Origin of the sequence: Rothia gullae, assembly GCF_024294905.1 — a bacterium.
Taxonomy (GTDB): domain Bacteria; phylum Actinomycetota; class Actinomycetes; order Actinomycetales; family Micrococcaceae; genus Rothia.
Genome location: NZ_JANCOC010000006.1, coordinates 76,485 through 99,156, shown reverse-complemented (window position 1 = coordinate 99,156; position 22,672 = coordinate 76,485). Strand labels below are relative to the sequence as shown.

Below are 22,672 nucleotides of genomic sequence, written 5' to 3'. Positions count from 1 at the left end.
TTACTTCCTAGTCTTTAGGTACCGAAGGTTTAGTAGCCCTTCAGTAGGGTGGTATGTGCAACTTTCGGCTCGTTCCGAAAGCTCCCCTGACGTACAAAGCGGCTCGCTCTGGAAGTCCTACGCAACGCGAAGTGGCTAGCAGCACGAGCCTGTCTATCACATACCTGTCGTCTTCTATTTTACGCCTTTGTTTAGGTAATTTCGCACCTATGCCACCTCAGAGCGCGCCCTAAGTTAAAAGTTTTGTGCATCTGAACAGGGTTTATCTCTTAAGGCCGGTTACGGTCAAAAGAACCCTTTCCGATTTTTACGCGGTCCGTTCGATATTTTCGTTTATTACTGCCTGTCCCGCCAGAAACCCCACCCCAAACAATAAAACCCGGGGCCAACTCAAAAGTCAGCCCCGGGCGAACAGAAAACGTCATCAAACAGCGCTAACGAGAGGTCCGGCGAGCACGCTTCCACGCAGCTTGTTGAGACTTCTTTGATACACCGCAAGTTCCCCGGCGAGCACCCCGATGAGAACCCGGATGATGCGCCGCCGCACGAGCCATCCGCGCAGCCTGCCCCGCGCTCACATGCATCCTATGCAAACGATGCACCGAACCAGCCGTAATAATCATCAGCCACAACACCAGCGCCGCCAAAATCACCGGCGGCAACCAGCCACGGTCCTCCGGAGGGCGACGCGCATCCGGCGCAGCCACCTTCACAATGCTCTCACCCTCCTCATGGACCGGCGCAGCATCGCTAGGAGTCGGATCGCTCACCTGCTGCTTACGGTGCACAGCAATCCACTCAGAAATCGAACCCAACGGATTAGCCGTCACCGCAGGCGACGCCAAAGCCATCGCATCCTGCGGATTGAAAATACCGTAACCGTACAAAGGGTCACGACCCGTCACACCAGCATCATCAGCCGAAGCAATCAAACGCTGAGCCAACTGAGCCGCAGACTCCTTCGGATACTTCTGCTTCAACAACGCTGCAACACCCGTCACCAAGGGCGCAGCAGCCGAAGAACCCGACCAAATCATGTACCCGTTACCCGGAGCAGCCGCAATCATATCCGTACTCGGAGCAACCACAACAATCGAAATGCCCTGAGTCGACGAGCCCTCAGCAATAGCCTTCTTCCGGTCAATACCACCAACCGTCAACACACCAGGAATCGTCGCCGGAGCACCAACCTGCGTCAAGCCGCTACCGCGGTTACCCGCAGCCGCAACAATCAGCACGCCCTTCTGCTCAGCGTAGGCAAACGCCTCATCCCAGCTCTGCGGCCAGCTCGTCTTATTTGAACCAATCGACATGTTAATAATCTGAGCCCCGTTATCGACCGCATAACGCACAGCCGCCGGAATCTGCTCATCAATGCTCTTACCACCGGTCGTACCCATATTCAGCGAAATCGGCAGAATCTTCGCATCGGGAGCTACACCAATCACCCCGGTCGGCTTACCCGGCTGACCCGCAATCGCAGAATAGCCCTGCGTATCGTGGCCGTGACCGGCAATCAAAGAAGCGACCTCCGTGCCGTGCATCGGCTCAGCACCCAGGCCCTTCCAGCCATCCTCACTACCCACGCCCGAGGCGTCATAACCGCGCAGAACATTACCCTCAAGATCCGGGTGGGTACCGTCCACGCCCGTATCAATCACAGCAACCGTCACGCCCTTACCCGCAGCCTGCGACCACAGGGACGTAATACCGTACTCCTTCAGCCAATACTCACGCTGACGAACATCATCACCATTCGTGGTCGACGTACCCTTACTCGGAGTCGCAGAAGTCTTCGGCACCGCAGTACCCGACGGCGAAGGAGTCGCCGTCACCTCCCGCTTCGGGCTCAGAGACGCAGAAGCGGAAGGGGTCGGGTCCGTCGCCCAGGCAGCAGGCGCCAGCGGAGTCCACAATGGCAGAAGAGTCAACGCGGCGCTGGCGCCGAAAGCTGCAACCTTACGGATGCGACGAGTAGCGCCTCGGTCAGAACCAACCGAAGCGCGCACACCAAATACACGAGACGCACAGGCGCAAGACGGCGCAAAAGACCAGCCGGTCAGAGGCATACCGCGCCGACGCTCAGAACGAACCATTAAAACTCCTCATACTGAGCCGCGCCGTGAACCACCATCGGTTCACGGCGCGAGCGCTCAAGCCTACAGCTGGGACAGAGCGATACCGTCCAGAATGTCGTGCTCGCTGACGGTCACCGAATCCACGGCACCATCAGTCATCTCATTCAGACGGGTCAGAATGCGGGCGTAAATCGTCGCGCCAGCACCAATCACATCCACCCGGCCGGGGTGCATGTAGCCGAGCTCCTCACGCTCGGTACGGTTCAGCGAAGCCAACCAACGGGCAGTCTTCTGAACGGTCTCCACCGAGAAGCTCTGAGCGTTAATAGCCTCAGAATCGTAGCGGTCCAGACCCAGCGCAGCGGCAGCCACAGTGGTCGCGGTACCAGCCACAGCCACCACGCGACGCGCATCCTGCAGGGGCACCGTCTTACGCGCCACATCGAGAGCCTCGTCAGTATCAGCCTCAACACGGGCAATCTGCGAGTCAGTCGACGGGGCGCTCATCATGTGACGCTCAGTCAGACGCACACAACCAATATTGACGCTGCGGGAAGCCTTCACACCCGACTCGTCACCGAGCACAAACTCAGTCGAACCGCCACCCAGGTCGAACACCAGGGTATCGCCATCGCCGTAACCGACAGCGCGCACCGCACCCGCGAAGGACAGCGCTGCTTCCTCGTCCCCGCTGATAACCTCGGGATCAATACCTAAAATCTCGCGGATACCGTCTACGAACACCTGACGGTTACCCGCATCACGGGTCGCACTGGTCGCCACGAAACGCACCGAATCAGCGCCGTGTTCCTTCAGCAGCTGCGCATACTCACGCGCCGCAGCGAAAGTACGGTCCAGCGCCTCCTGCGCCAGCCAGCCGGTCGCATCCACGCCCTGGCCCAGACGCACAATGCGCATCTCACGCACAACGTCCTTCAGGACGGTCTTCTCGACCCCGTCTACCACCTCAGTAATCGAATCAGCAATCAGCAGGCGAATAGAGTTCGTACCGCAGTCAATCGCACCAACGCGCACGGTGGGTTCCTTTCAGGTCTTCAATACCAATCAGTGCCAAAGGCAACACGAGCGCCGCAGGCGAAAAATTTTCGCTTTTCGGCGCTCTTTCTTCTATCTATTATGCGCCCGCACCGTCCCTCAAGACGATGCGGGCGCACCAGAACCAATATTTAGGCTTCTTCACGCCACGCGGGGTCGCAGGAGCAGACCTCGGGGGTCCACCACTCGGCGATAGCTTCCAGGCCGCGGTCACCCATCGGGTTCACGCCGCGACCCACCGACAGGGTGTGGCCGATAACGGCGTGCAGGCACTTCACGCGGGTCGGCATACCGCCGGCAGAGATACCGTCAATCTCCGGGACCTCTTCGGTGCCGCTGATCAGGCGGATGCGCTCACGCTCAGCCAGGTAGTTCTCGTGCGCGGCAGCGTACTGTGCCGCAAGGTCTGCGTCTTCAGCCAGCGAGTCGGTCATCTCGTACATCAGGCCGCCCGCCTCCAGGCGGGAAGCAGCAGCGGTAATCACCGGATGCGCCAAGTAGAAAACGGTCGGGAAGGGGGTACCGTTGCTCAGGCGCGGCGCGGTAGCAGCCACGAGCGGGTTACCGCACACGCAGCGTGCCGGAATCTCAATCACGTCGCGGACCTTACGGCCCAGCTGCGCGGAGAGAACACGGATGTCCTGCTCGGTGGGGGTCAGGGTTTCAACAGTTACGCCGAAGCCGCCGGGGGTGCGTGCCTTCAGCTCTTCAAGGGTGTTTTCGGTGCTCATAATCCTAAGTTTCTGGAACGAGGGGTCACCTCGTCCGCTTATGCCGGGTGCTTGCCAGGGCGGGGGTTCCTGCCGGTGGCTGGGCTAGTTCTTTCGAGAGAATCCCAGATCTTTGTGGTCCAGGCGTCCTCGGGGGCGTTCTTCGCGTTCGCAGAAGTACCGTCCGCCTTCGTGGAGTCCTTGGTAATACCGGTTACCACGTAGGGGGTGTCGCCGGGATTCACATAGTAGAGGCGGCTACGTGCCTGCTGGCGAACGTAGTTGTCGTCGTTCCACCAGGTCTGTTCCGCCTTCAGCTGGGCGTTCTCCTGTTGCAACTGGGAAATGTGCGCGTTGATCTGCTTGATTTCCCGATCCTGGTCAAAGTAGGTGACCACCGGGTATGCGGTACCGAGCGCAATCACACCCACCACAACAGCGGTCAGGAAGCTGCGACCAGAGAACATATGAGCCGCCACGGGGGCGTCGTATCCGCCCTCTTCGCGGCTCTGCTGGGCTGCGGCGCGGCGGCGGGCACGCTCCTCGCGGCGAGCCTGCGCCTGACGTTCACGTTCAGGGTGACGCTCGCTCAAACCCACGCCAAAGAAAAGGGCACTTGCCTTCTTCAACAGGGAGGGGCGGGCTTGCTTCGCAGCGCCACGCGGCGCGTTGGAGGCGGTAGCACCCTGAGCGGGTGCAGTGGAACTCGTAGAGTGCGACCGGGTCTGCTGGTTTGCTCGCTGGCTCATTGCTCTATCCTTCGTTCCGTTCTGTGCCGCTAAACGCTTTCTTCATATTCTACCGGGTTTGTAGCACCACTTTTCTTCACGGGTGAGGCAGAATCTGAGGATTATAAAACCTGTCGTTGACGCAAAATATCGAGCAAATCCTGCGATTTTTCAGCATCAACTTTTCGGATGAACCACTTGCCTGACGCATCAATCTTCTCAAGATCACCACTATGTAGAAGAGCAGGGTTCTCGCGTTCAGGATCCCAATCAATGTAATGGTGGTAAACCTTGTTTTCTTCCTTCATAGTTCCAGGAACAAGCTGACCATCGGTATCCCAGTTGGTAGCATGTTCCTTCGCAGAAGAATTCAGGAGAGCAGTAGCACCCCAAATCTCATCAGATACGTGGGTTTTCCGCAAGAACTTCTGCATAGCTTTCCCCTGATTGGAATCAAGGAATTTCACCATTGCCAGTGCTCCTTCACGAGAAACAACCCAAGAAGAAGAGCCACGGTAAAACTGTACCGGATACTTCATGCGAGGCCGACGAGAGTAGTATACGTCCCAAAGCTTCTGAACTAGGGCGTACACCTTATTACCCAAACGCGCCTTCAAGTCGTAGGAACGCGGATACTTCAAAACAGTGTAGAACTGCGTACCAGGTGCCATTGCGTAGAAGTTCATCCAGCATCGGTCACGGTTCTCTTCTCGGCCTAGGTACTCAATGTATTCAGTGAGCGGACGAGCCGGATAATCTTGGCCAGACAAGAAAATATAGTGATGAGCGTCGGGGTAGGTTTGCAGAGCCTCACGTAGCAGAACCTGCATAGCACGTGTCAGGGAATAACCTCCCCAGTTAACGTTAAACCGGCGGCTTACAAAATGAGCATCAGCAGTTTCAAATTCCTGCAAATTAGCTTTTTTATCAATAAAAGCGACTGTTTCTCCACCCGAATTTTTAATAATTCTGGTTAGTTCAAGAAATTGCTAAGGTCGCGAATGAGCGAGAATCATAAAACATACAGTCATGACAGTCCTTTAAGAAATAGAGTGGAAAGATTTGGGTGTCCTATCAAGGCATAAAAATAAGGCCGCACCGTAACTATCTGTCATGAATCACATCACAATATAGTCAGGTACAACCCGAGTAGCCGAGCAGAAAGCACCGGTTAGCTCATAGGCTTAAGCCGTCAATTGACGCGTTAAACCAGTTGAAAGTATGAAGTGTGAGTGAGTATATACCCAAAATTATATGCCTCTGACAAGGAAAAACCGGGCCGACCCACAATACATGACGTGATGAATTACCTCACGATGTATCGGGATCGACCCGGTCTGTTCAGGGAAGTTCAGCAGAGCATCCCCTTATAAGCTTTCAAGCGTCATTATGCCTTGAAGCGGGGGAATGCGGACTTGCCAGCGTAAACAGCTGCCTCGCCCAGCTCTTCCTCAATGCGCAGCAGCTGGTTGTACTTAGCAACGCGCTCGGAACGTGCGGGAGCACCGGTCTTGATCTGGCCAGCGTTGGTTGCAACAGCCAGGTCAGCGATGGTGACGTCCTCGGTCTCACCGGAGCGGTGAGAAACCATGCAACGGTACTCGTGGCGCTGTGCCAGCTCCATTGCGTCAAGGGTCTCGGTCAGCGAACCGATCTGGTTCACCTTCACGAGCAGAGCGTTAGCTGCGCCCTCTTCAATACCGCGAGCCAGACGCTCGGGGTTGGTCACGAACAGGTCGTCACCGACGATCTGGACCTTATCACCGATCTGCTCGGTCAGGGTCTTGTAGCCCTCCCAGTCGTTCTCATCCAGGGGATCCTCAATGGAAACCAGGGGGTACTTTGCAACGAGGTCAGCGTAGTATGCGCTCATCTCAGCTGCGGACTTCTTCTGACCCTCGAACTCGTATGCACCGTCGTTGTAGAACTCGGAGGATGCAACGTCCAGTGCCAGTGCAACCTGCTCGCCCGGCTTGTAGCCAGCCTTCTCGATTGCCTCAACAATCAGGTCCAGTGCAGCTGCGTTGGACTCCAGGTTGGGTGCGAAACCACCCTCGTCGCCCAGGCCGGTTGCCAGGCCGCGGTCGTGCAGCACGGACTTCAGGGAGTGGTAAACCTCAACACCTGCGCGCAGAGCGTCAGAGTAGTTGTCGAAGCCGATGGGAGCAATCATGAACTCCTGAATGTCAACGTTGGAGTCTGCGTGAGAACCACCGTTGAGGATGTTCATCATGGGGACGGGCAGAACGTGAGCGTTCGGGCCGCCGAGGTACTTGTACAGGGGCAGGTCAGCGGACTCAGCAGCAGCCTTAGCAACAGCCAGGGAGACACCCAGGATTGCGTTTGCGCCCAGCTTGCCCTTGTTGTTGGTTGCATCCAGAGCAATCATGGCTGCGTCAACAGCGCGCTGGTCGGAAGCCTCGATGCCGATGACCTCTTCAGCGATTTCTTCGATAACAGACTTCACTGCGCCCAGAACACTCTTGCCCAGGTATACGGACTTGTCGCCATCGCGGCGCTCAACAGCTTCCCACTCACCGGTGGATGCGCCCGAGGGCACAGCTGCGCGTGCGAAAGCACCGTCTTCGAGCAGAACCTCAACCTCAACGGTCGGGTTGCCACGGGAATCCAGGATCTGGCGTGCGTGAACTGCGGTAATAACAGCCATGAATTGTTCTCCTTATGAGATGTCAAGGATGTGAACGGCTCACCCGGTAGTGGACAAGTCGCGTCCCCTAAATTCTAGCAAAACTCCCACACAAACACACTAGTTGCCACCGCTTTTTATTGCCTTAATGAAGGTCTCAACAGCCCTTAGTCAGGCGCTACAAAGCGGAACAAGACCCACACTCCCCCACATCGGGAGGGTGTGGGTACTCACCCAAAGCACAACATGAGCCCAAACACCGGGGTATGTCCGACGAACATCCTCACGGCTATCCAACACGACCCCAACCAAACAGAAGGCGCTTTGAAACCTCTTATTCCCTCAGAGCACAGGTTTCAAAGCACCCCACAGAAGAACTCAACCAGCGTGTCTAGTAGCTCGGCTCATCATGCGTGTGCTGAGTAATGTATCGGCGAGTGTACGAACGCAGGGCACGCTCCGGATCCAAACCATTACGCTGTGCGCGGCTCACTAACGCAAAGAGCAGCTCACCGAAATCCTCTTCATTGCGCATATAGCGCAGGTCGTCCTCCATGCTTGTAGGCTCCGGCGGCAGGATAATACCCGCCTTACGTGCCTTCACAGCAGTCTTCTCAGCCATAGCGAGCGCCGGCAGATGCGGCGGAATACCGTCCAGCGCACCACGGTCACTCTTCTCTTTCTTCTTCAACGCATCCCACGCCGCCTGCTGCTCAGCTGCGGTGCGAGGCGCCTCCGAAGAGCCCTCAGACTCAGCCGTGAACACGTCGGGGTGGCGCGAACGAAGCTTCTGCACCAGGCCCTCAACCACCTGCACAATGTCGAAGCCTTGCGGGTTTGCCGCAGCAATATCGGAGTGGAACACCACCTGTAGCAATACGTCGCCCAATTCCTCACACAGGAGCGGTATATTCGGCTCTCCACCGGTTTCTACCGCCTCAACAACCTCGTAGGCTTCCTCCACCAGGTAGCGGATTAGGGAGGCGTGAGTCTGCTCAGCATCCCACGGGCAACCGCCCGGTGCACGCAGCAACGCCATGGTTTCCACCAGGGTGCCAAAAGCTTCAGCCGCGCGGGTGGCAGTGTCCTGAACGTTCTGCGCCGCAGAAGCCTCAGGAGTATTAGGGGTATCAGTCATAACAATCTTCCTCATCGAAAAAATGACAAACATAGCGCGCCGCGCCGACCCCCACACGGGGAGCCAGCGCGGCGCACTTTACAAGGGTTTAGAGGTTCCAGTGCGAAAGCGCGCTCATCATATGAGCCGGGATCTTCGAACCCAGACGCGGGAACATGCGCAGCTCCTCAACGTAACGCTCAGCATCCAGCGGACGCGGGTAGGTGACAAACGCCTGCTCATTCGCATAATCGAATGCCGCCTGAACCGGAACGCCCGGGGTGAAGGTCAGGCTCATAGCCAGCGGCGAGCCCTCACCCTCGCTGTACGAGTCGGTCTTCAGCGCCGGGATGTCCAACAGGGTTTCGGGAATCAGTTCGAAGGTACGGACCTGCTCCCAGAAGCCGTTGCGACGCACGTGGGTCAGGGCGTCGTAGTAGGAGCCGAGGGCACGTACACGAATCAGCACGGTGGTGGCATCCTTTGCGGTGCCGTTCTCGCCGAAGAGGTGCTCGACGACCGGAGCCAGACGCTGAGCGACCTGAGCCTCGGTCAGAACCAGGTTGCCGGTTGCCAGCTGAGTCTCCGAGGGAACCAGCGGGCTCTGCACCGTAGCGGAGGGAGTGTCCGGCTCAGCCACGATGGTGGGCAGCTGGTTGAGCTCGCTCAGCGCGGATGCCGAGATGCTGGAGGAGATACCTGCCGGGGTGCTCTCCGGCAGGACAACCGGGGTGGTCGCCGCAGCGGGTGCCACCTCTGTTGCCTCTGCAGTCTGAGCGGCAGCCTCGGAGGCGGGCACAACCGCTGCGGGAGCCTCATCAATCTTAGCCGCGGGGGTCACCTCAACGGTCTTGAGCTCAGCGACCTTCTCAGCGGGCTCTTCCTGAGCACCGGTAGCCTTCGCCTCAGATGCCTTTACTTCAGATGCCTTTACCTCGGTAGCCTTCATAGCGGCGCCGGCGGTGCCCACTGCGGCAGCTGCGGCAAGAGCACCAGCTAGGCCGGGAGCCACAGATGCGCTCTCAGCGGCAGGCTCAACGTCTACGAGGGCAGGTTCCTCGGGGGACGCTTCAGCGGAAGCAACGGAGGCTTCCTTCTCGGGCAGCAGTTTAGAGTCATCCAAGAATGCTGGCAGGGCGGGCTCTTCGGCGCTCTCTGTGACCGGCTCTTCTGCAGCTTCTTCAACGGGCTGGGTGCGGTCCAGGGTGAAGGACTCTGCGACCACGGGGGCGGCAGCCTTCTGCTCCTCGGCAGCCAAAACTTCCTCAGCATCCAGCTTCTTCTGAGCGTTGGCAACGATGGCAGCCAGGGCGGCTTCCATATCTTCGTCGGGCTCATCAGAGCCCTCTGCGGATACCTCGGTTGCCTCAGCGACGGACTCTTTAGCCTTCTCAGTTTCGGACTCTACGGTAGCCGCACCGAAGACAGGGTCGTTCTCGTAGTCGTGCTCGAACTCAGCTTCAACCGGCGCAAACTCAGTCTGGGCAGGCTGGGTGGCAGGTTGGGCAGGCTCGTCAAAAGCTTCAATAGCCTCCTCTACGTCGTCCTTTTCCTGTGCAGAAGCGGCAGAACCAACCACAGCGGTACCGGCAGCGGCAAGACCTACAGCGGTCAGCAGACCCGCGGAGGCGTCCTCTTCAGCAGTCTCAATTACAGGCTCTTCAGCAACTTCGGCAGTAGCCTCAGCCTCGTTCGCAGCCTGCTTCTCGGCGAGTTCAGCCTCAAGCTCACGCTCGATAGCCTCACGGTCAGCCTCAACTGAGTCAACGGTCTGAACAGCATCTTCCTGAGGCTCATCCTGCGAGGTAGCCTCAGCGATCGCAACGGGCTTAGCCTCAACAGCGGCACCTTCCAGCAGGAAGCTTTCGCTAATAGTCTGACCATCCACAGCACTCAGGTACGATGCGTGAACCTCCAGGCCGTCGCCCAGGCGCGGCTTCAAAGAGACAGCCACACGGTTCCAGGTTGCGCCAGCCTGCTGAGCCTCGGTGTACAGTGCCGCAACGGGTGCAAACCAGTCAACGCCGGGCACGACAATGCCGGTTTCAACCTCACGGCCGCGGTGCAGCAGACGGTAGTGCATATCCTCATCAACTTGGCGCAGCTCCAGGCTCATGGTGCCCGAACCGCGGGTGCGCATGAGCTCCGCCAGGCTGTAGAGAGCGCGCGGCTCGGGGAGAGCGGGCAGGGTTGCCGCGCCCTCAAGGGGTTCACTCAGGATGATGGATTCGGAAACCAGTTCAGCTTCGTCTTCGCTGAGCTTCTGCGCAGTGTCCTTCTGCTCAGTGTCCTTCAGCTCAGCAACGGGCTCCTCAGCGGACTCTTCACGAGCAGCAGACTTGCGCTTCTCTGCTTCCTTCTTATCGATGCCCTCTGCCGTCAGCGCGACGCTCTGAGAGCTGTCCTCTTCAGTCTTCTCCTCAGCCTTTTCAGCCTTTGCGGCAGAGACAACGGCAGCTGCAGCAACAGCGGCAAGCGCAGGAGCTACAGAGGAGCTCTTGGCGGGTTCGTCTTCCGCAGAATCGGTAGCTTCAGCCACGAAGTCCTCAACCTCGGTAGCAGTTGCTACCGGTGCGGGGGTCTCCTTTTCCGTTTCTACCGCAGCGGTTTCCTCGACAGCGTTTTCTTCCGCAGCGGGCTCTTCCACAGCGGAGGCATCGAAGATCAGATCGGCGGTGTTCTCCTCTTCAGCGTCGAAGCCCTCAGCCTCGGTGGTATCCGCTTCGAGTGTGTCAGAGACAGATACGGAGCCCTCCTCATCAACAGCCGCCGTAGCCATCAGCTCAGTCTCAGCGGATGCCTCAACGGAAACCTCAGCACTGTTTTCTTCCTCAGCGATTTCAGCCGCCAGTAGCCCGGGCGCCTCAACGACGGCTCCGATCGGCTCTTCTTCAACAGCGGCAACAGGATCAGCAGCTTCTGCTACAACAGCGGTGAGGTCAACGGTTTCTTCAGCTTCAGTAGCCTCAAAAATTTCGGGTGCTTCGGCAGTAGCCTCAGTAACCTCGGTAGGCTCAGTAACCTCGGTAGGCTCAGTAACCTCGGCAGCTTCAGCGGAGTCTGCATCCTCAGCGGCTACCTCATCGGAAGCGACCTCGCCGAAAGTCTCCCCTTCGCTATTGAGGGTGATGCCCAGTCGAGCAGCGTAGGTGGCAGCCAGATTATCCAAACCGGCGTTCTGCGCCTCTGTGACAGCGGCGCGGGTGCGGGCAGCATTCATGTCTTCTACGGTCAGGGAGTCCTCAGTATCTGCGGATGCTTCCTCAACTGCAGACTCAGATACAGAATGAGCGTTCTCAGACTTGTTCTCGGAAGCTTCTACAACAGCCTCAACAATCTCAACAATCTCAAGTTCTTCGCGGCCCTCTGCCTCGCCTGCAGTATCCTCAGCGGCAGCATCTTTGGTTTTCTGGGCACGCAGAGCACGCAGGTGCTCCTCAAACTGGGAACGTGCATCCTCTGCAGCGTCCTTAGGCTCCTGCGCCTCGACAGATGTATCCTCAGCTGCAGACTCTTCGTTATCGCGCAGGAACGCGGGCGTTGCGGGCTGAGCAGCCTCAGCAACCGGAGCATCATCTTCTTCAACGTCCTGGGCCTGAGCTACTTGATCGGCCTCAACAGGCTCCTCAGATTCCTGAGGGAAAGCACCAAGCGCAGCCAGCAGGCTACGACGCTCCTGCTCCTCAGCCTGATCCTCAGTCAGCTCATCAGTAGCGGAAGATTCTTCAACCTTCTCATCGCCGTGCAAGAGGGCGCGTTTGAGGTCCTCAACAGCGCGGTGCTCCTCATTCTGCTCTTCATCGTGGTTCTGGTGGCGTGCGCTTTCAGACTTCACGAAGCGGCGTAGGGAGTCCTCCCACTGCTGCTGTTCCATAATCTTCTGGCTCAGTCGCGCGCTCTTGGGAGCGTCTTCGCTTACCTGTTCCTTCTGGACCTTAGCAGTTTCAGCGCTCTGTTCTTCGCGCGATTGCTCATCCAACTTCTTCTTGCCGAGTCCAAAGAAGCTCATTGGGTGTCCTCCTCCGGCGTGCGCCGTGTGATGATGCGCCACCTCCTTTATCCCCCGCAGGTATGCAGGCACGGGGTCGGAAACATGACGCAAATGTCCTCATAATCCTTTTAATTCTATCGCGTGCATAGAGTTTCACCCCGCTACTCGGTGAGAGGTAACGGGGTGAAACTTGTACACTTTTCAAGGCTTAATGCAGCTATAGAGTCGCGCCTTCAAGACTGCAGAATAAGCTTTCGAAAAGCCCTTTAGCGTGCCTCATCGCGGATGGGGTTCGCCGCCTTCGCAGCCTTCGCCAACTCAAAACGGACGGCGCGTAGCGCGGTTGCCGCCATAACACGCACACCAATACCAATCGCCTGCTCGCTCGGGGCGTAATCACCCTGATGCAAATCATAGGTGGGATCACCGGGGGCACGGGTACCCAGACGGAACATGGAGCCGGGAACTTCCTGTAGCATCCAGGCGAAGTCTTCGCCTCCCATGGACTGTTCAACCAGCACAATCGAGTCTTCGCCCAACTCAGCGCGAGCCGCGTTCTCGAGCATGGTGGTTTCCAGGTCGGTGTTCACGACCGGCGGCACACCGCGGATATGCTCCACACGCGCATTCACGCCGAAGGGTACGGCGACCTGCTCAATCACTTCGTCCAGCAGGTTGCCTGCCTGACGCCACACCTCAACGTCCAGGCAACGCATGGTGCCCGCCAGATAGCCCTCGGCGGGGATAGCGTTGGGTGCAACGCCGGCACTGACCTGTCCCCAGGCGACCAGCACGCCCGAACGTACGTCGGTGCGGCGGGTCAGCACGGCAGGAACCTGCACAGCAATCTGGCTCATGGCGTAGATGAGGTCTTCGGTCAGGTGCGGGCGAGATGTGTGGCCACCGTGACCACTCAGGTGAATCTTGATGGTGTCGGATGCGCTGGTAATCGCACCGATACGGGTACCAATCTGGCCCAGGTCCACCTTCGGGTCGCAGTGCAGGGCAAAGGCACGCGGAATGTCCTTCAGCAAACCCTGCGAAATCATCTGCACTGCACCGCCGGGCAGCTGTTCCTCAGCGGGCTGGAAGAGAATACGGACGCTACGACCCAGCGGGGTCTTCTCGTTCAGCTCGTGCAGTGCCAGCGCCACACCGAGCATTACCGTCTGGTGAATATCGTGGCCGCAGGCGTGCATCACACCGGGCACGGTAGAAGCGTAGGGCAGACCGGTCTGCTCAACAATGGGCAGAGCATCAATATCGGCGCGCAGAGCCACGGCGAAGGGGCCGCTTCCGATATCGACGTAGCAGCCGGTGCCTTCGCAAGCAACGGGGTTCATGCCGGCTTCTCGCAGTCGATTCATGAGACGCTCAGTGGTCACCACTTCGCGGAAGGAAAGCTCCGGGTTGGCGTGCACCTCGCGGCGGAACTGCACGAGAGTACCCATCATACGCTCCACCCAGTCGTCAAAGACGGGGGTGGACAAATCGTAGCGAGAATTAGCGAAAACCATACACAGTAGAATAACGCCGCCCGCCGAGGTTTACCTACCCGCTGCCCCTATCTGACAGCACTCGAGAATATCTATGACTTTATGACAGATTGTGAAGAGTTTTTATGCACGCCAAAGCCCCCGAAAATGCTCTGCTCAATCATTTCCATCAGACTTTTCTGTCAAACAATTCAAGCCGCCACCCGGTGTGGGTGACGGCTTGAATCGTCAATGCTGTATCAGCTGATACCGCGTCCTCAGATTAGAGCGAACGGCTCAGGATTGCCTGCTTCACCTCGGCAATAGCCTTGGTGATCTGGATGCCACGGGGGCAAGCCTCGGTGCAGTTGAAGGTGGTACGGCAACGCCATACGCCTTCCTTGTCGTTGAGGATCTCCAGACGCAGGTCGCCTGCATCATCGCGCGAGTCGAAGATGAAGCGGTGTGCGTTCACGATAGCGGAGGGGCCGAAGTACTGACCGTCGGTCCAGAAGACCGGGCAGGACGAGGTACATGCTGCACAAAGGATGCACTTGGTGGTGTCATCGAAACGTGCGCGGTCCTCAATGGTCTGCAGGCGCTCACGCTCAGGCTCGTTCGAGTCGTTGATGAAGAACGGCATGATTTCGCGGTATGCCTGGAAGAAGGGCTCCATGTCAACGATGAGGTCCTTTTCGCAGGGCAGACCCTTGATAGGCTCAACGGTAATCGGCTTGGTCAGGTCAAGGTCCTTCAGCAGGGTCTTGCAAGCCAGGCGGTTACGGCCGTTGATGCGCATCGCGTCTGAGCCGCAGATGCCGTGTGCGCAGGAGCGGCGGAAGGAGACGGAGCCGTCTACTTCCCACTTGATCTTGTGCAGAGCGTCGAGCACGCGGTCGGTGCGGTACATGGTCAGCGGGAATTCGTCCCAGTACGCCTCGGAGGAAACTTCCGGGTTGTAGCGACGAATCTTGATGACCACATCGTAGGTGGGGATGGAGTCGGAGTCGCCGCCGGTCATACCCTCAAACAGCTTGACGGATTCCGGTTCGGGGAGTTCGTTTTCAGCCATTTTAGTACTTACGCTCCTTCGGCTCGTAGCGGGTGTAGACAACGGGCTTGGTATCAAATCGCAGGCCCTTGACACCCTCAAACTCGGATTCGGGGTCGAGATAGACCATCGAGTGCTTCATGAAGTTAACGTCGTCACGCTTGGGGAAGTCCTCGCGGTAGTGACCACCACGGGATTCCTTACGGTGCAACGCGCCAACGGACATGACCTTTGCCAGCTCAATCAGGAAGCCGAGCTCAACAGCCTCGAGGAGGTCGAGGTTGAAGCGCTTGCCCTTGTCCTGGATGGCGATGTTTTTGTAGCGCTCTTCCAGTTCAGCAATAGTTGCCAGTGCTGCGCGGATGGTCTCGTCGGTACGGAACACCTGCATGTCGGCTTCCATAGCCTTCTGCAGGTCTGCGCGGATAGCGCCGACCTTCTCGGTGCCCTTGCCTTCGAGGATGCCGTTGAGCATGTTGAGAACGCGATCTGCTGCGTCGTCCGGAACCGGCACGAACTCAGCGGATGCTGCGTACTCTGCAGCCTTGCGGCCTGCACGCTTACCGAACACGTTGATGTCCAGAAGGGAGTTGGTGCCCAGACGGTTTGCACCGTGGACGGACACGCAAGCAACCTCACCAGCTGCGTAGAGGCCGGGGATGGTCTCTTCGCTGTTGCGGTAGACCTCGGTCTCGTTGTTGGTGGGGATACCGCCCATTGCGTAGTGAGCGGTGGGGAACACCGGGATGGGCTGGTGGTGCGGTTCCACTGCCAGGTAGGTACGAGCGAACTCGGTAATATCGGGCAGCTTCTCGTCGATGTGGGAGGGCTCCAGGTGGGTCAGGTCCAGCAGCACGTAGTCCTTGTGGGGACCGCAGCCGCGGCCTTCACGCACCTCGTTTGCCATTGCACGTGCCACGATATCGCGGGGTGCGAGGTCCTTAATGGTGGGGGCGTAGCGCTCCATGAAGCGCTCACCGTCAGCGTTACGGAGAATACCACCCTCACCACGAGCACCCTCGGTGACGAGGATGCCCAGGCCGGCCAGGCCGGTCGGGTGGAACTGAACGAATTCCATGTCCTCCAGGGGCAGACCTGCACGCAGTGCGATAGCCATGCCGTCACCGGTGAGGGTGTGTGCGTTGGAGGTGGTCTTGAAGATCTTGCCGCAGCCGCCGGATGCGAAGATTACGGACTTAGCCTGGAAGACGTGGACCTCGCCGGTTGCCAGATCGTAGGAGACAACGCCGGCGGGGCGGGGCTTGCCCTCTTCGTCCTTGACCAGGATCAGGTCGAGAACGTAGAACTCGTTGTAGAACTCCACATTGTGACGAACGCAGTTCTGGTAGAGGGTCTGCAGAATCATATGGCCGGTACGGTCAGCTGCGTAGCATGCGCGGCGCACAGCAGCCTTACCGTGGTCACGGGTGTGACCGCCGAAGCGGCGCTGGTCAATGCGGCCTTCGGGGGTTCGGTTGAAGGGAAGACCCATCTTTTCCAGGTCGAGCACAGCGTCAATAGCTTCTTTAGCCATGATTTCTGCTGCGTCCTGGTCAACCAGGTAGTCGCCACCCTTGACGGTGTCAAAGGTGTGCCACTCCCAGTTGTCCTCTTCAACGTTAGCCAGAGCGGCGCACATGCCACCCTGTGCTGCGCCGGTGTGGGAGCGGGTGGGGTATAGCTTGGTCAGTACCGCGGTGCGAACTCGCTGGCCAGCCTCAATGGCGGCACGCATACCTGCACCACCGGCACCGACAATCACTACATCGTACTTATGTACCTGCATGATGTTCTTTCTGTGTTTTAGATGTTTTCGTTTGTCTCGGATACGTCGCCGTTAGTGTGCCGAACAGAAGCTGGGGAGCAGTTCAGCCGCTGCGCCGGAGGGGCAGGGGTCGAACGCGAAGATGGTGAGAGTACCAACCAGCAGGACGAATGCGCATGCTGCGAAGAGGATGACCTTCAGCCAAACGCGCAGGCGGTCCTTCTCAGCGTAGTCGTCGATGATGACGCGGATGCCGTTAGCACCGTGCAACATAGCCAGCCAGAGCAGCAGCAAATCCCAGACCTGCCAGAAGGGGTTAGCCCATTTGCCCCCCACGAAGCCGAAGTCGATGGCGTGGATGCCGTCGCCGACCATGAGGTTGGAGAAAAGGTGGCCGAAAATCAGCACGACGAGTACAACGCCGGACAGGCGCATACCAAGCCAAGCGAACATCTCAAAGTTGTTGCGCTTGGAGGAGGAGCGGTTGTACTTTACGCCGTCGATGCGGTTATCACGCAGACGGGGTACATAGGTGCGGGGCTTGAGCGGAGTAGCCATTGTTTAGTGACCTCCCATGTGCGAGAAAACGATCGGCAGGTGACGTGCGGCGAAGCCAGCAACGGTAATTGCCCAGAGGAAAAGCACAACCCAAAGAATCTTGATGTGCGTGTAGGTTGCCTTCTGGCTGATTTCGACGTTGCCGTCCTTGTTCTTCGCCTGAATGTGCTCTACGTGCGAGTTGGTTGCCTTACCCCAGAAGTCAATGAGGATAATGCGAATACCGTTAAACGCGTGGTAGACGATGGCAGCGACAAGCGCGGTCTCGCCCAGACCCATGATGGGGTTCTTGTACAGGCTCAGTACGCCATTGTAGGCCTCCGGAGAGATACGCACGACGGCAGTATCCAGGATGTGTACAAGAAGGAAGAAGAAAATCGCGATACCGGTAATGCGATGAGCAACCCAGGACCACATGCCCCAGCGGCCGCGATAGAGGGTTCCTTTAGAACCATTCAACACTGAATAACCTCCTGCTGCGACGGCGAGCGTCTGGGTTCTGGTACCGCATTTTTAGGCTCCAGCTTCCAGGCACAGCCGTGTGCTCGCCGACTGCTTTTGTTCGTCTGTTACTTCCAAGATATCAGGTAAATTCACAGCTTATTGACACCCTGTTCGGGGTTTTTTTACAGCTTCTAAAAGTGAATTAGGGCATATTTTTCTTACCATACCGCCTACTCCCCTGTGTTTGTGGGGAACTTACCTTAACCTAACCTCAAACATCACAATGCTGAGAGTCCGCTGACACTTTCTGCCAAAACGTAAAAGAATTCGATATATGACAAATTCACAAGCTATTCTTGAATCGATGAATACTGCACTTACTCGATTCCGCCCGCTCATTCCCGCCGGCGGTGTTGGCTCGCGTTTGTGGCCGCTATCCCGCGCGCATGCCCCGAAATTCCTGCTCGACCTCACCTCGTCGGGGCATTCCCTGTTGCGTGACACCTACGACCGTCTTATCAATCTCAGCAACGGTTCCGTCATGGTAGTTACCGGCATTTCGCACGCCAATACGGTCACCCAGCAGATTCCTGAACTGCGTGCCGCTGACCTGGTGCTGGAGCCCTCCCCCAAGGATTCGGCTGCAGCTATCGGCCTGGCTTGCGCTATCATCCACCGCCGCGAACCGGACGCCATCATCGGTTCCTTCGCAGCTGACCACGTAATCAGCCCAGTGGATGAGTTCCACCGCGTGGTGACCGAAGCTGTCATCACCGCGGCAACCGGCAAGATTGTCACCATCGGCATTACCCCCACCGAGCCCTCCAGTGCGTTTGGTTACATTCACGCCAGCGAGTCCCTGGGCATCGAGGGTGCTCCCAATGCTCACGCCGTGGACACCTTCGTGGAAAAGCCGGACACCGCTACCGCACAGAAGTACCTGGATTCCGGTGAGTACACCTGGAACGCAGGTATGTTCGTGGCACCGGCAGCCCTGATGCTCAAGCACCTCGAGGCGAACGAGCCCGAGCTGTATGCAGGCATCATGGAAATTGCTAACGCTTGGGACACCCCCGAGCGTGAGGCTGTTGTGGACCGCGTGTGGGAGACCCTGCCGAAGACCGCTATCGACTACGCTGTGGCTGAGCCCGCAGCGGCCGCGGGTGACGTCGCAATGGTTCCCGGCTCCTTCAGCTGGGACGACGTGGGAGACTTCGACGCTGTGGCGCGCCTGAACACCGAGAAGAACGGCGAAGAGCTGACCATTCTCGGCGAGAAGGATAACGTCATTAACCACGGTTGCTCCGGCATCGTTGTTGCAAACACCGAGCGTAAGATCTCTATCATTGGCCTCGACGACATCATTGTGGTGGACACCCCCGATGCCCTCTTGGTCGCTCCGCGCTCCAAGGCACAGACCGTCAAGGATGCTGTGGGTGAGGTCAAGGCGCGAGGCTTAAACAACCTCCTCTAAATTTTTGACCCTGAGCAGGTAGTACTGAGCAGGCACCTCTGAGTGGCTAGCCCCGCGCAGGTGCTTGAACTCTGCTCGAGCAAAAGATACCTCTAGAAACCGGCTCTCTTCTTTGCGGAAGGGAGCCGGTTTTCTTTTGCCCTAATGGGTTATTTCGCGGGCGGTTTCAAGGCTTTTGCCTAGTGGGACGTGGAAGGATGCTCCCTGCGGCTGGATCAGGAGTCTGAATGCCTTACGCACCCGGCGTGGGATGCACTTCCAGAGTCTGATACGAGCGAAGGATCAACCACTATTGAGAACCATTCTCCTGTTAGTCTTGGTGCATGCACATGACCCGCAGGTTTTCCTCACCCGCGCCGGCGCACTCGGCGCAGTAGCTGCACTCGCCCTGACCGCATGCGGCTCCCAGAACACCCAGATCGGCCAGAATACACAGACCAGCCCCAGCGCCTCCACCTCCGCGAGCGCAACCCTCGTACCCATCACCGACGGCAAGCTGTGTATCTTCAATTCGGCAACCGGCGCGGAGCTGGGCTCCGTACAGCTCATGGAGGCGTGGACCGAGTCTGAGACGTGGCAGGACGAGCGTCCGGCGCTGTGGGTGGACGGTAAGACCGCCTACGTGACCGACCCGGCGACCAAGAAGCTCATTGCGGTGTCCCTGTCGAGCCCGGCGGCTCCAAAGGAGCTGATGAGCGTGGAACTTCCGAAGATCCCGAACGAGATTCTGGGTGTCTCCTCCTCGAACGTTGCACCGGTTGAGGCTGAGGCACACGAATCCGGAGAGGCTCATGAGGGCCACTCCCACTAGGGCTCTCACGCTGAGATAAACCTCGCGAATACGTATAGAGAGATGCTACCGATTAGCGATCGGTCGCATCTCTCTATACGTATTCCAGGTTTATACGCCAGCTACTAACGCAGCGGCAGAACCCTCATCTCTTCCCAGTTCTGCCCGTCGTAGGAGTAGCAGTGCAGGTGATCCACGGTGAAGGTACGCTGCTCTACGGGCAGAGCGTCAAACACCTCACGGGCGTTCGCCACCTGCTCTTCCGTAAGCCCATGGCCCAGGGTCACGTGCGGCACATAGGGGAAGGACGCCGCACCGGTACCGAATAGCTCAACCAGCTTCTGGTGAATCTGCTCGAACTCGGTCTTGCCCGCCTCCAGGTTCAGGTACTCCACCTCGGTTACCGGGCGGAAGGAGTGCACCGAACCCCAGCGCGCCTCAAAACGCGGCGTGTCCAGCGCCTCGCGGAACTGCGGGGACTGCACCTCAGCCAATAGAGACTCGTTCAGCTCCATCAGGTACACGGTCACGTGGGTGCTGGTAGGCGCCACAGCACCACCAACTACCGAACGCTTCCACTCTTCCAGGCGCTGAACATTCTCACCGCTCACGTGCGCAATAACGCTCAGGTAGCGGTGACCGGGTTTCAGGGTCGGGGATGCAGGAGCCGTCGTGGGGCTCGAAGAGTTCTCTTGTACTGTCATCTCAATCGTGCAGGTAATGCGGCGTCTCAGCCAATTTGGCTGAACAGCGGGCTAGATTGCGGCGGCAGGCAGGAAGCCAACCTTCTTGTACACGTTCTCAATGGTGGCCGTAGCGATCTCGCGGGCAGCGGATGCACCCACAGCCAGCAGGCGGTCCAGCTCGGCAGGGTCGTCCATCAGCTCGAGGGTACGCTCGCGCACCGGGTTGAGGCGCTCCACCACGATATCAGCAAGGTCAACCTTCAGATGGCCGTACATCTTGCCCTCGTAGCGTGCCACAATCTCGTCGATGCTCTCGCCGGTCATCGCCGAGTAGATGGAGAGCAGGTTGGAGACGCCGGGCTTAGCCTCGCGGTCGTAGGCGACGACGGAACCGTCATCGGTCACGGCGGACTTAATCTTCTTCTGGGTTGCCTTGGGGGTGTCCAGAAGCTTGATTAGGCCCTTGTCGGTGGCTGCAGACTTGGACATCTTCGAGGTCGGGTCCTGCAGGTCGTAAATCTTAGCGGTTTCCTTCAGAATCACCGGCTCGGGCACCACGAAGGTCTCACCGAAACGGGAGTTGAAACGCTGAGCCAGGTTACGGGTCAGCTCCAGGTGCTGACGCTGATCCTCGCCCACGGGCACGCCGTCCACCTGGTAGAGCAGGATGTCGGCAGCCATCAGAATCGGGTAGGTGAACAGGCCCACGGAGGCGTTCTCTGCACCCTGCTTCTGGGACTTGTCCTTGAACTGGGTCATACGGGACGCCTCACCGAAGCCGGTGAAGCAGTTCAGAACCCACGCCAGCTGGGCGTGCTCGGGCACGTGCGACTGCACGAACAGCGGGGTGCGGGTCGGATCAATGCCGGAGGCGATGTACTGCGCCGCGGTCAGGCGGGTACGCTCACGCAGCTCCTCGGGGTTCTGAGGAACGGTGATGGCGTGCATATCCGGGATAAAGAACAAGCATTCGTTATTCGGGTCGTCCTGCAACGCCACCCAGTTGTTGACAGCACCAATGTAGTTACCCAGGTGCATCGAATCAGCCGACGGCTGCGCACCCGAGTAGATACGTGCCTTCTGCTGAGAGGCGTTAGGGATGAGGGACTTATCCTGCTTCTTTTCGTCTGCCATAGTTATTTCCTGTGCAGTTCTTCCTGTGCGATGCTGCGGACGGTGCAGCACATCTTCAAAAACTTATCTGTAGGTGGGTCCGCGTCTTACTCACCGATGCGGTAGTCAACCACGAGCGGCGCGTGATCACTGAAACGCTCATCGTAGCTTGCCGCACGGTCCACGACCGCTTCCACGGCGCTTTCGGCGAGCGCCGGGGTCGCCATGTGGTAGTCGATACGCCAGCCTGCGTCATTATCGAACGCCTTACCGCGGTAAGACCACCAGGTGTAGGGACCCGGCACCTGACCCGCCAGCTCACGAGCCACATCGCGGTAGCCGATATTGCCGAAGAAGCGGTCAAAGTAGGCGCGTTCTTCCGGCAGGAAGCCGGCACGCTTCTGGTTAGCCTTCCAGTTCTTAATGTCGAGCTCGGTGTGGCCCACGTTCAAATCGCCCACGATGAGCACGTGGTCCGAACACTTTGCCAGCTCCGGCATGCGCACCAGCATGCGCTCCAGGAAGCGGTACTTATCGTCCTGCTTCTGGGTGCCGACCTCACCGGAGTGAACGTAGGCGCTGACCACAGTCAGGGTCTTGCCGTTGGGCAGAACATAGTCCGCCTCAACCCAGCGGCCCGAATCGTCAAAGTACTCTTCGCCAATATTCGAGCGGGTCGCTACCGGCTGGTTCTCCAGGATTTCACCAGCCGAGTTCGGGGTACGGCGGGTCGCCACCAGCACGCCCGCACGGCCCTTCGCGGCAGCCTCCGCATGCAGAATATGCCACTGGGATTCGTCAAGCAGCTCACGCACGATAGCGTCGGGGGCACGCACCTCCTGCAGGCAGAGAATATCGATGTCACGGCTCGCCAACCATGCCGCCATATCCTTCTTGTAGGCGGCTCGGATACCGTTCACATTCACGCTTGCCACGCGAAGCAGACCGCTCGGGCGCGGTGCAGGGGTGTTAGAAAAATGCATAGTCTT

The 22,672-nt window shown here is 58.4% G+C and carries 18 protein-coding genes; 2 read left to right on the top strand and 16 right to left on the bottom strand.

Going from position 1 to position 22,672, the window contains the following annotated elements; all coding sequences use genetic code 11:
• Window positions 1–434: 434 nt before the first annotated feature.
• From NML54_RS05280 to sdhC, 13 genes are all read right to left on the bottom strand, one after another.
• The gene (locus NML54_RS05280) at window positions 435–2,096 is read right to left on the bottom strand and encodes a S8 family peptidase (protein WP_254756375.1); all 1,662 of its coding nucleotides are present in this window, start codon (window positions 2,094–2,096) and stop codon (window positions 435–437) included.
• Window positions 2,097–2,159: 63 nt separating this feature from the next.
• Entirely contained in the window at window positions 2,160–3,113 is a 954-nt protein-coding gene (locus NML54_RS05275; RefSeq protein WP_254756373.1) for a Ppx/GppA phosphatase family protein, read from the bottom strand.
• A 152-nt stretch (window positions 3,114–3,265) separates the two neighbouring features.
• Window positions 3,266–3,865, bottom strand: a complete 600-nt coding sequence (locus NML54_RS05270; RefSeq protein ID WP_254756371.1) for a DUF501 domain-containing protein — start codon at window positions 3,863–3,865, stop codon at window positions 3,266–3,268.
• Between the two features lie 38 nt (window positions 3,866–3,903).
• Window positions 3,904–4,593: a septum formation initiator family protein gene (locus tag NML54_RS05265; protein ID WP_254756369.1), complete on the bottom strand. Its 690-nt coding sequence runs from the start codon at window positions 4,591–4,593 to the stop codon at window positions 3,904–3,906.
• A gap of 101 nt (window positions 4,594–4,694) precedes the next feature.
• On the bottom strand, window positions 4,695–5,486 hold the full coding sequence (locus NML54_RS05260; RefSeq protein WP_254756367.1) for a beta-1,6-N-acetylglucosaminyltransferase: 792 nt from the start codon (window positions 5,484–5,486) through the stop codon (window positions 4,695–4,697).
• 473 nt (window positions 5,487–5,959) lie between these two features.
• Window positions 5,960–7,240: a phosphopyruvate hydratase gene (eno, locus tag NML54_RS05255; protein WP_254756365.1), complete on the bottom strand. Its 1,281-nt coding sequence runs from the start codon at window positions 7,238–7,240 to the stop codon at window positions 5,960–5,962.
• Window positions 7,241–7,610: 370 nt separating this feature from the next.
• The gene (locus tag NML54_RS05250) at window positions 7,611–8,357 is read right to left on the bottom strand and encodes a nucleoside triphosphate pyrophosphohydrolase (RefSeq protein WP_254756363.1); all 747 of its coding nucleotides are present in this window, start codon (window positions 8,355–8,357) and stop codon (window positions 7,611–7,613) included.
• A gap of 88 nt (window positions 8,358–8,445) precedes the next feature.
• Window positions 8,446–12,345, bottom strand: a complete 3,900-nt coding sequence (locus NML54_RS05245) for an ornithinee aminotransferase (RefSeq protein WP_254756361.1) — start codon at window positions 12,343–12,345, stop codon at window positions 8,446–8,448.
• Between the two features lie 248 nt (window positions 12,346–12,593).
• Entirely contained in the window at window positions 12,594–13,844 is a 1,251-nt protein-coding gene (locus tag NML54_RS05240) for an amidohydrolase (RefSeq protein WP_254756359.1), read from the bottom strand.
• Between the two features lie 241 nt (window positions 13,845–14,085).
• Window positions 14,086–14,874 (bottom strand): succinate dehydrogenase iron-sulfur subunit, encoded by a 789-nt coding sequence (locus NML54_RS05235; protein WP_005508960.1) that lies wholly within the window; start codon window positions 14,872–14,874, stop codon window positions 14,086–14,088.
• A 1-nt stretch (window position 14,875) separates the two neighbouring features.
• A complete protein-coding gene (gene sdhA, locus NML54_RS05230; protein ID WP_070614699.1) occupies window positions 14,876–16,639 on the bottom strand; it encodes a succinate dehydrogenase flavoprotein subunit in 1,764 nt (587 codons plus the stop codon).
• 51 nt (window positions 16,640–16,690) lie between these two features.
• A complete protein-coding gene (locus NML54_RS05225) occupies window positions 16,691–17,176 on the bottom strand; it encodes a succinate dehydrogenase hydrophobic membrane anchor subunit (RefSeq protein WP_254756357.1) in 486 nt (161 codons plus the stop codon).
• A 3-nt stretch (window positions 17,177–17,179) separates the two neighbouring features.
• The gene (sdhC, locus tag NML54_RS05220) at window positions 17,180–17,638 is read right to left on the bottom strand and encodes a succinate dehydrogenase, cytochrome b556 subunit (RefSeq protein ID WP_005506819.1); all 459 of its coding nucleotides are present in this window, start codon (window positions 17,636–17,638) and stop codon (window positions 17,180–17,182) included.
• 346 nt (window positions 17,639–17,984) lie between these two features.
• Here sdhC and NML54_RS05215 point away from each other — a divergent pair, with 346 nt between their 5' ends.
• Together NML54_RS05215 and NML54_RS05210 are read left to right on the top strand one after the other, a co-directional pair.
• Entirely contained in the window at window positions 17,985–19,094 is a 1,110-nt protein-coding gene (locus NML54_RS05215) for a mannose-1-phosphate guanylyltransferase (protein WP_254756355.1), read from the top strand.
• Between the two features lie 316 nt (window positions 19,095–19,410).
• Window positions 19,411–19,905 (top strand): hypothetical protein, encoded by a 495-nt coding sequence (locus NML54_RS05210; RefSeq protein ID WP_254756353.1) that lies wholly within the window; start codon window positions 19,411–19,413, stop codon window positions 19,903–19,905.
• 104 nt (window positions 19,906–20,009) lie between these two features.
• Here the strand turns inward: NML54_RS05210 and NML54_RS05205 are convergent, their stop codons facing one another.
• The 3 genes from NML54_RS05205 to NML54_RS05195 all read right to left on the bottom strand — a co-directional run bounded on the left by NML54_RS05205 (window position 20,010) and on the right by NML54_RS05195 (window position 22,666).
• The gene (locus NML54_RS05205) at window positions 20,010–20,588 is read right to left on the bottom strand and encodes a 2'-5' RNA ligase family protein (RefSeq protein ID WP_254756351.1); all 579 of its coding nucleotides are present in this window, start codon (window positions 20,586–20,588) and stop codon (window positions 20,010–20,012) included.
• Between the two features lie 51 nt (window positions 20,589–20,639).
• Entirely contained in the window at window positions 20,640–21,704 is a 1,065-nt protein-coding gene (trpS, locus tag NML54_RS05200) for a tryptophan--tRNA ligase (protein WP_254756349.1), read from the bottom strand.
• An 86-nt stretch (window positions 21,705–21,790) separates the two neighbouring features.
• The gene (locus NML54_RS05195; protein WP_254756347.1) at window positions 21,791–22,666 is read right to left on the bottom strand and encodes an exodeoxyribonuclease III; all 876 of its coding nucleotides are present in this window, start codon (window positions 22,664–22,666) and stop codon (window positions 21,791–21,793) included.
• Between the last annotated feature and the right edge of the window lie 6 nt (window positions 22,667–22,672).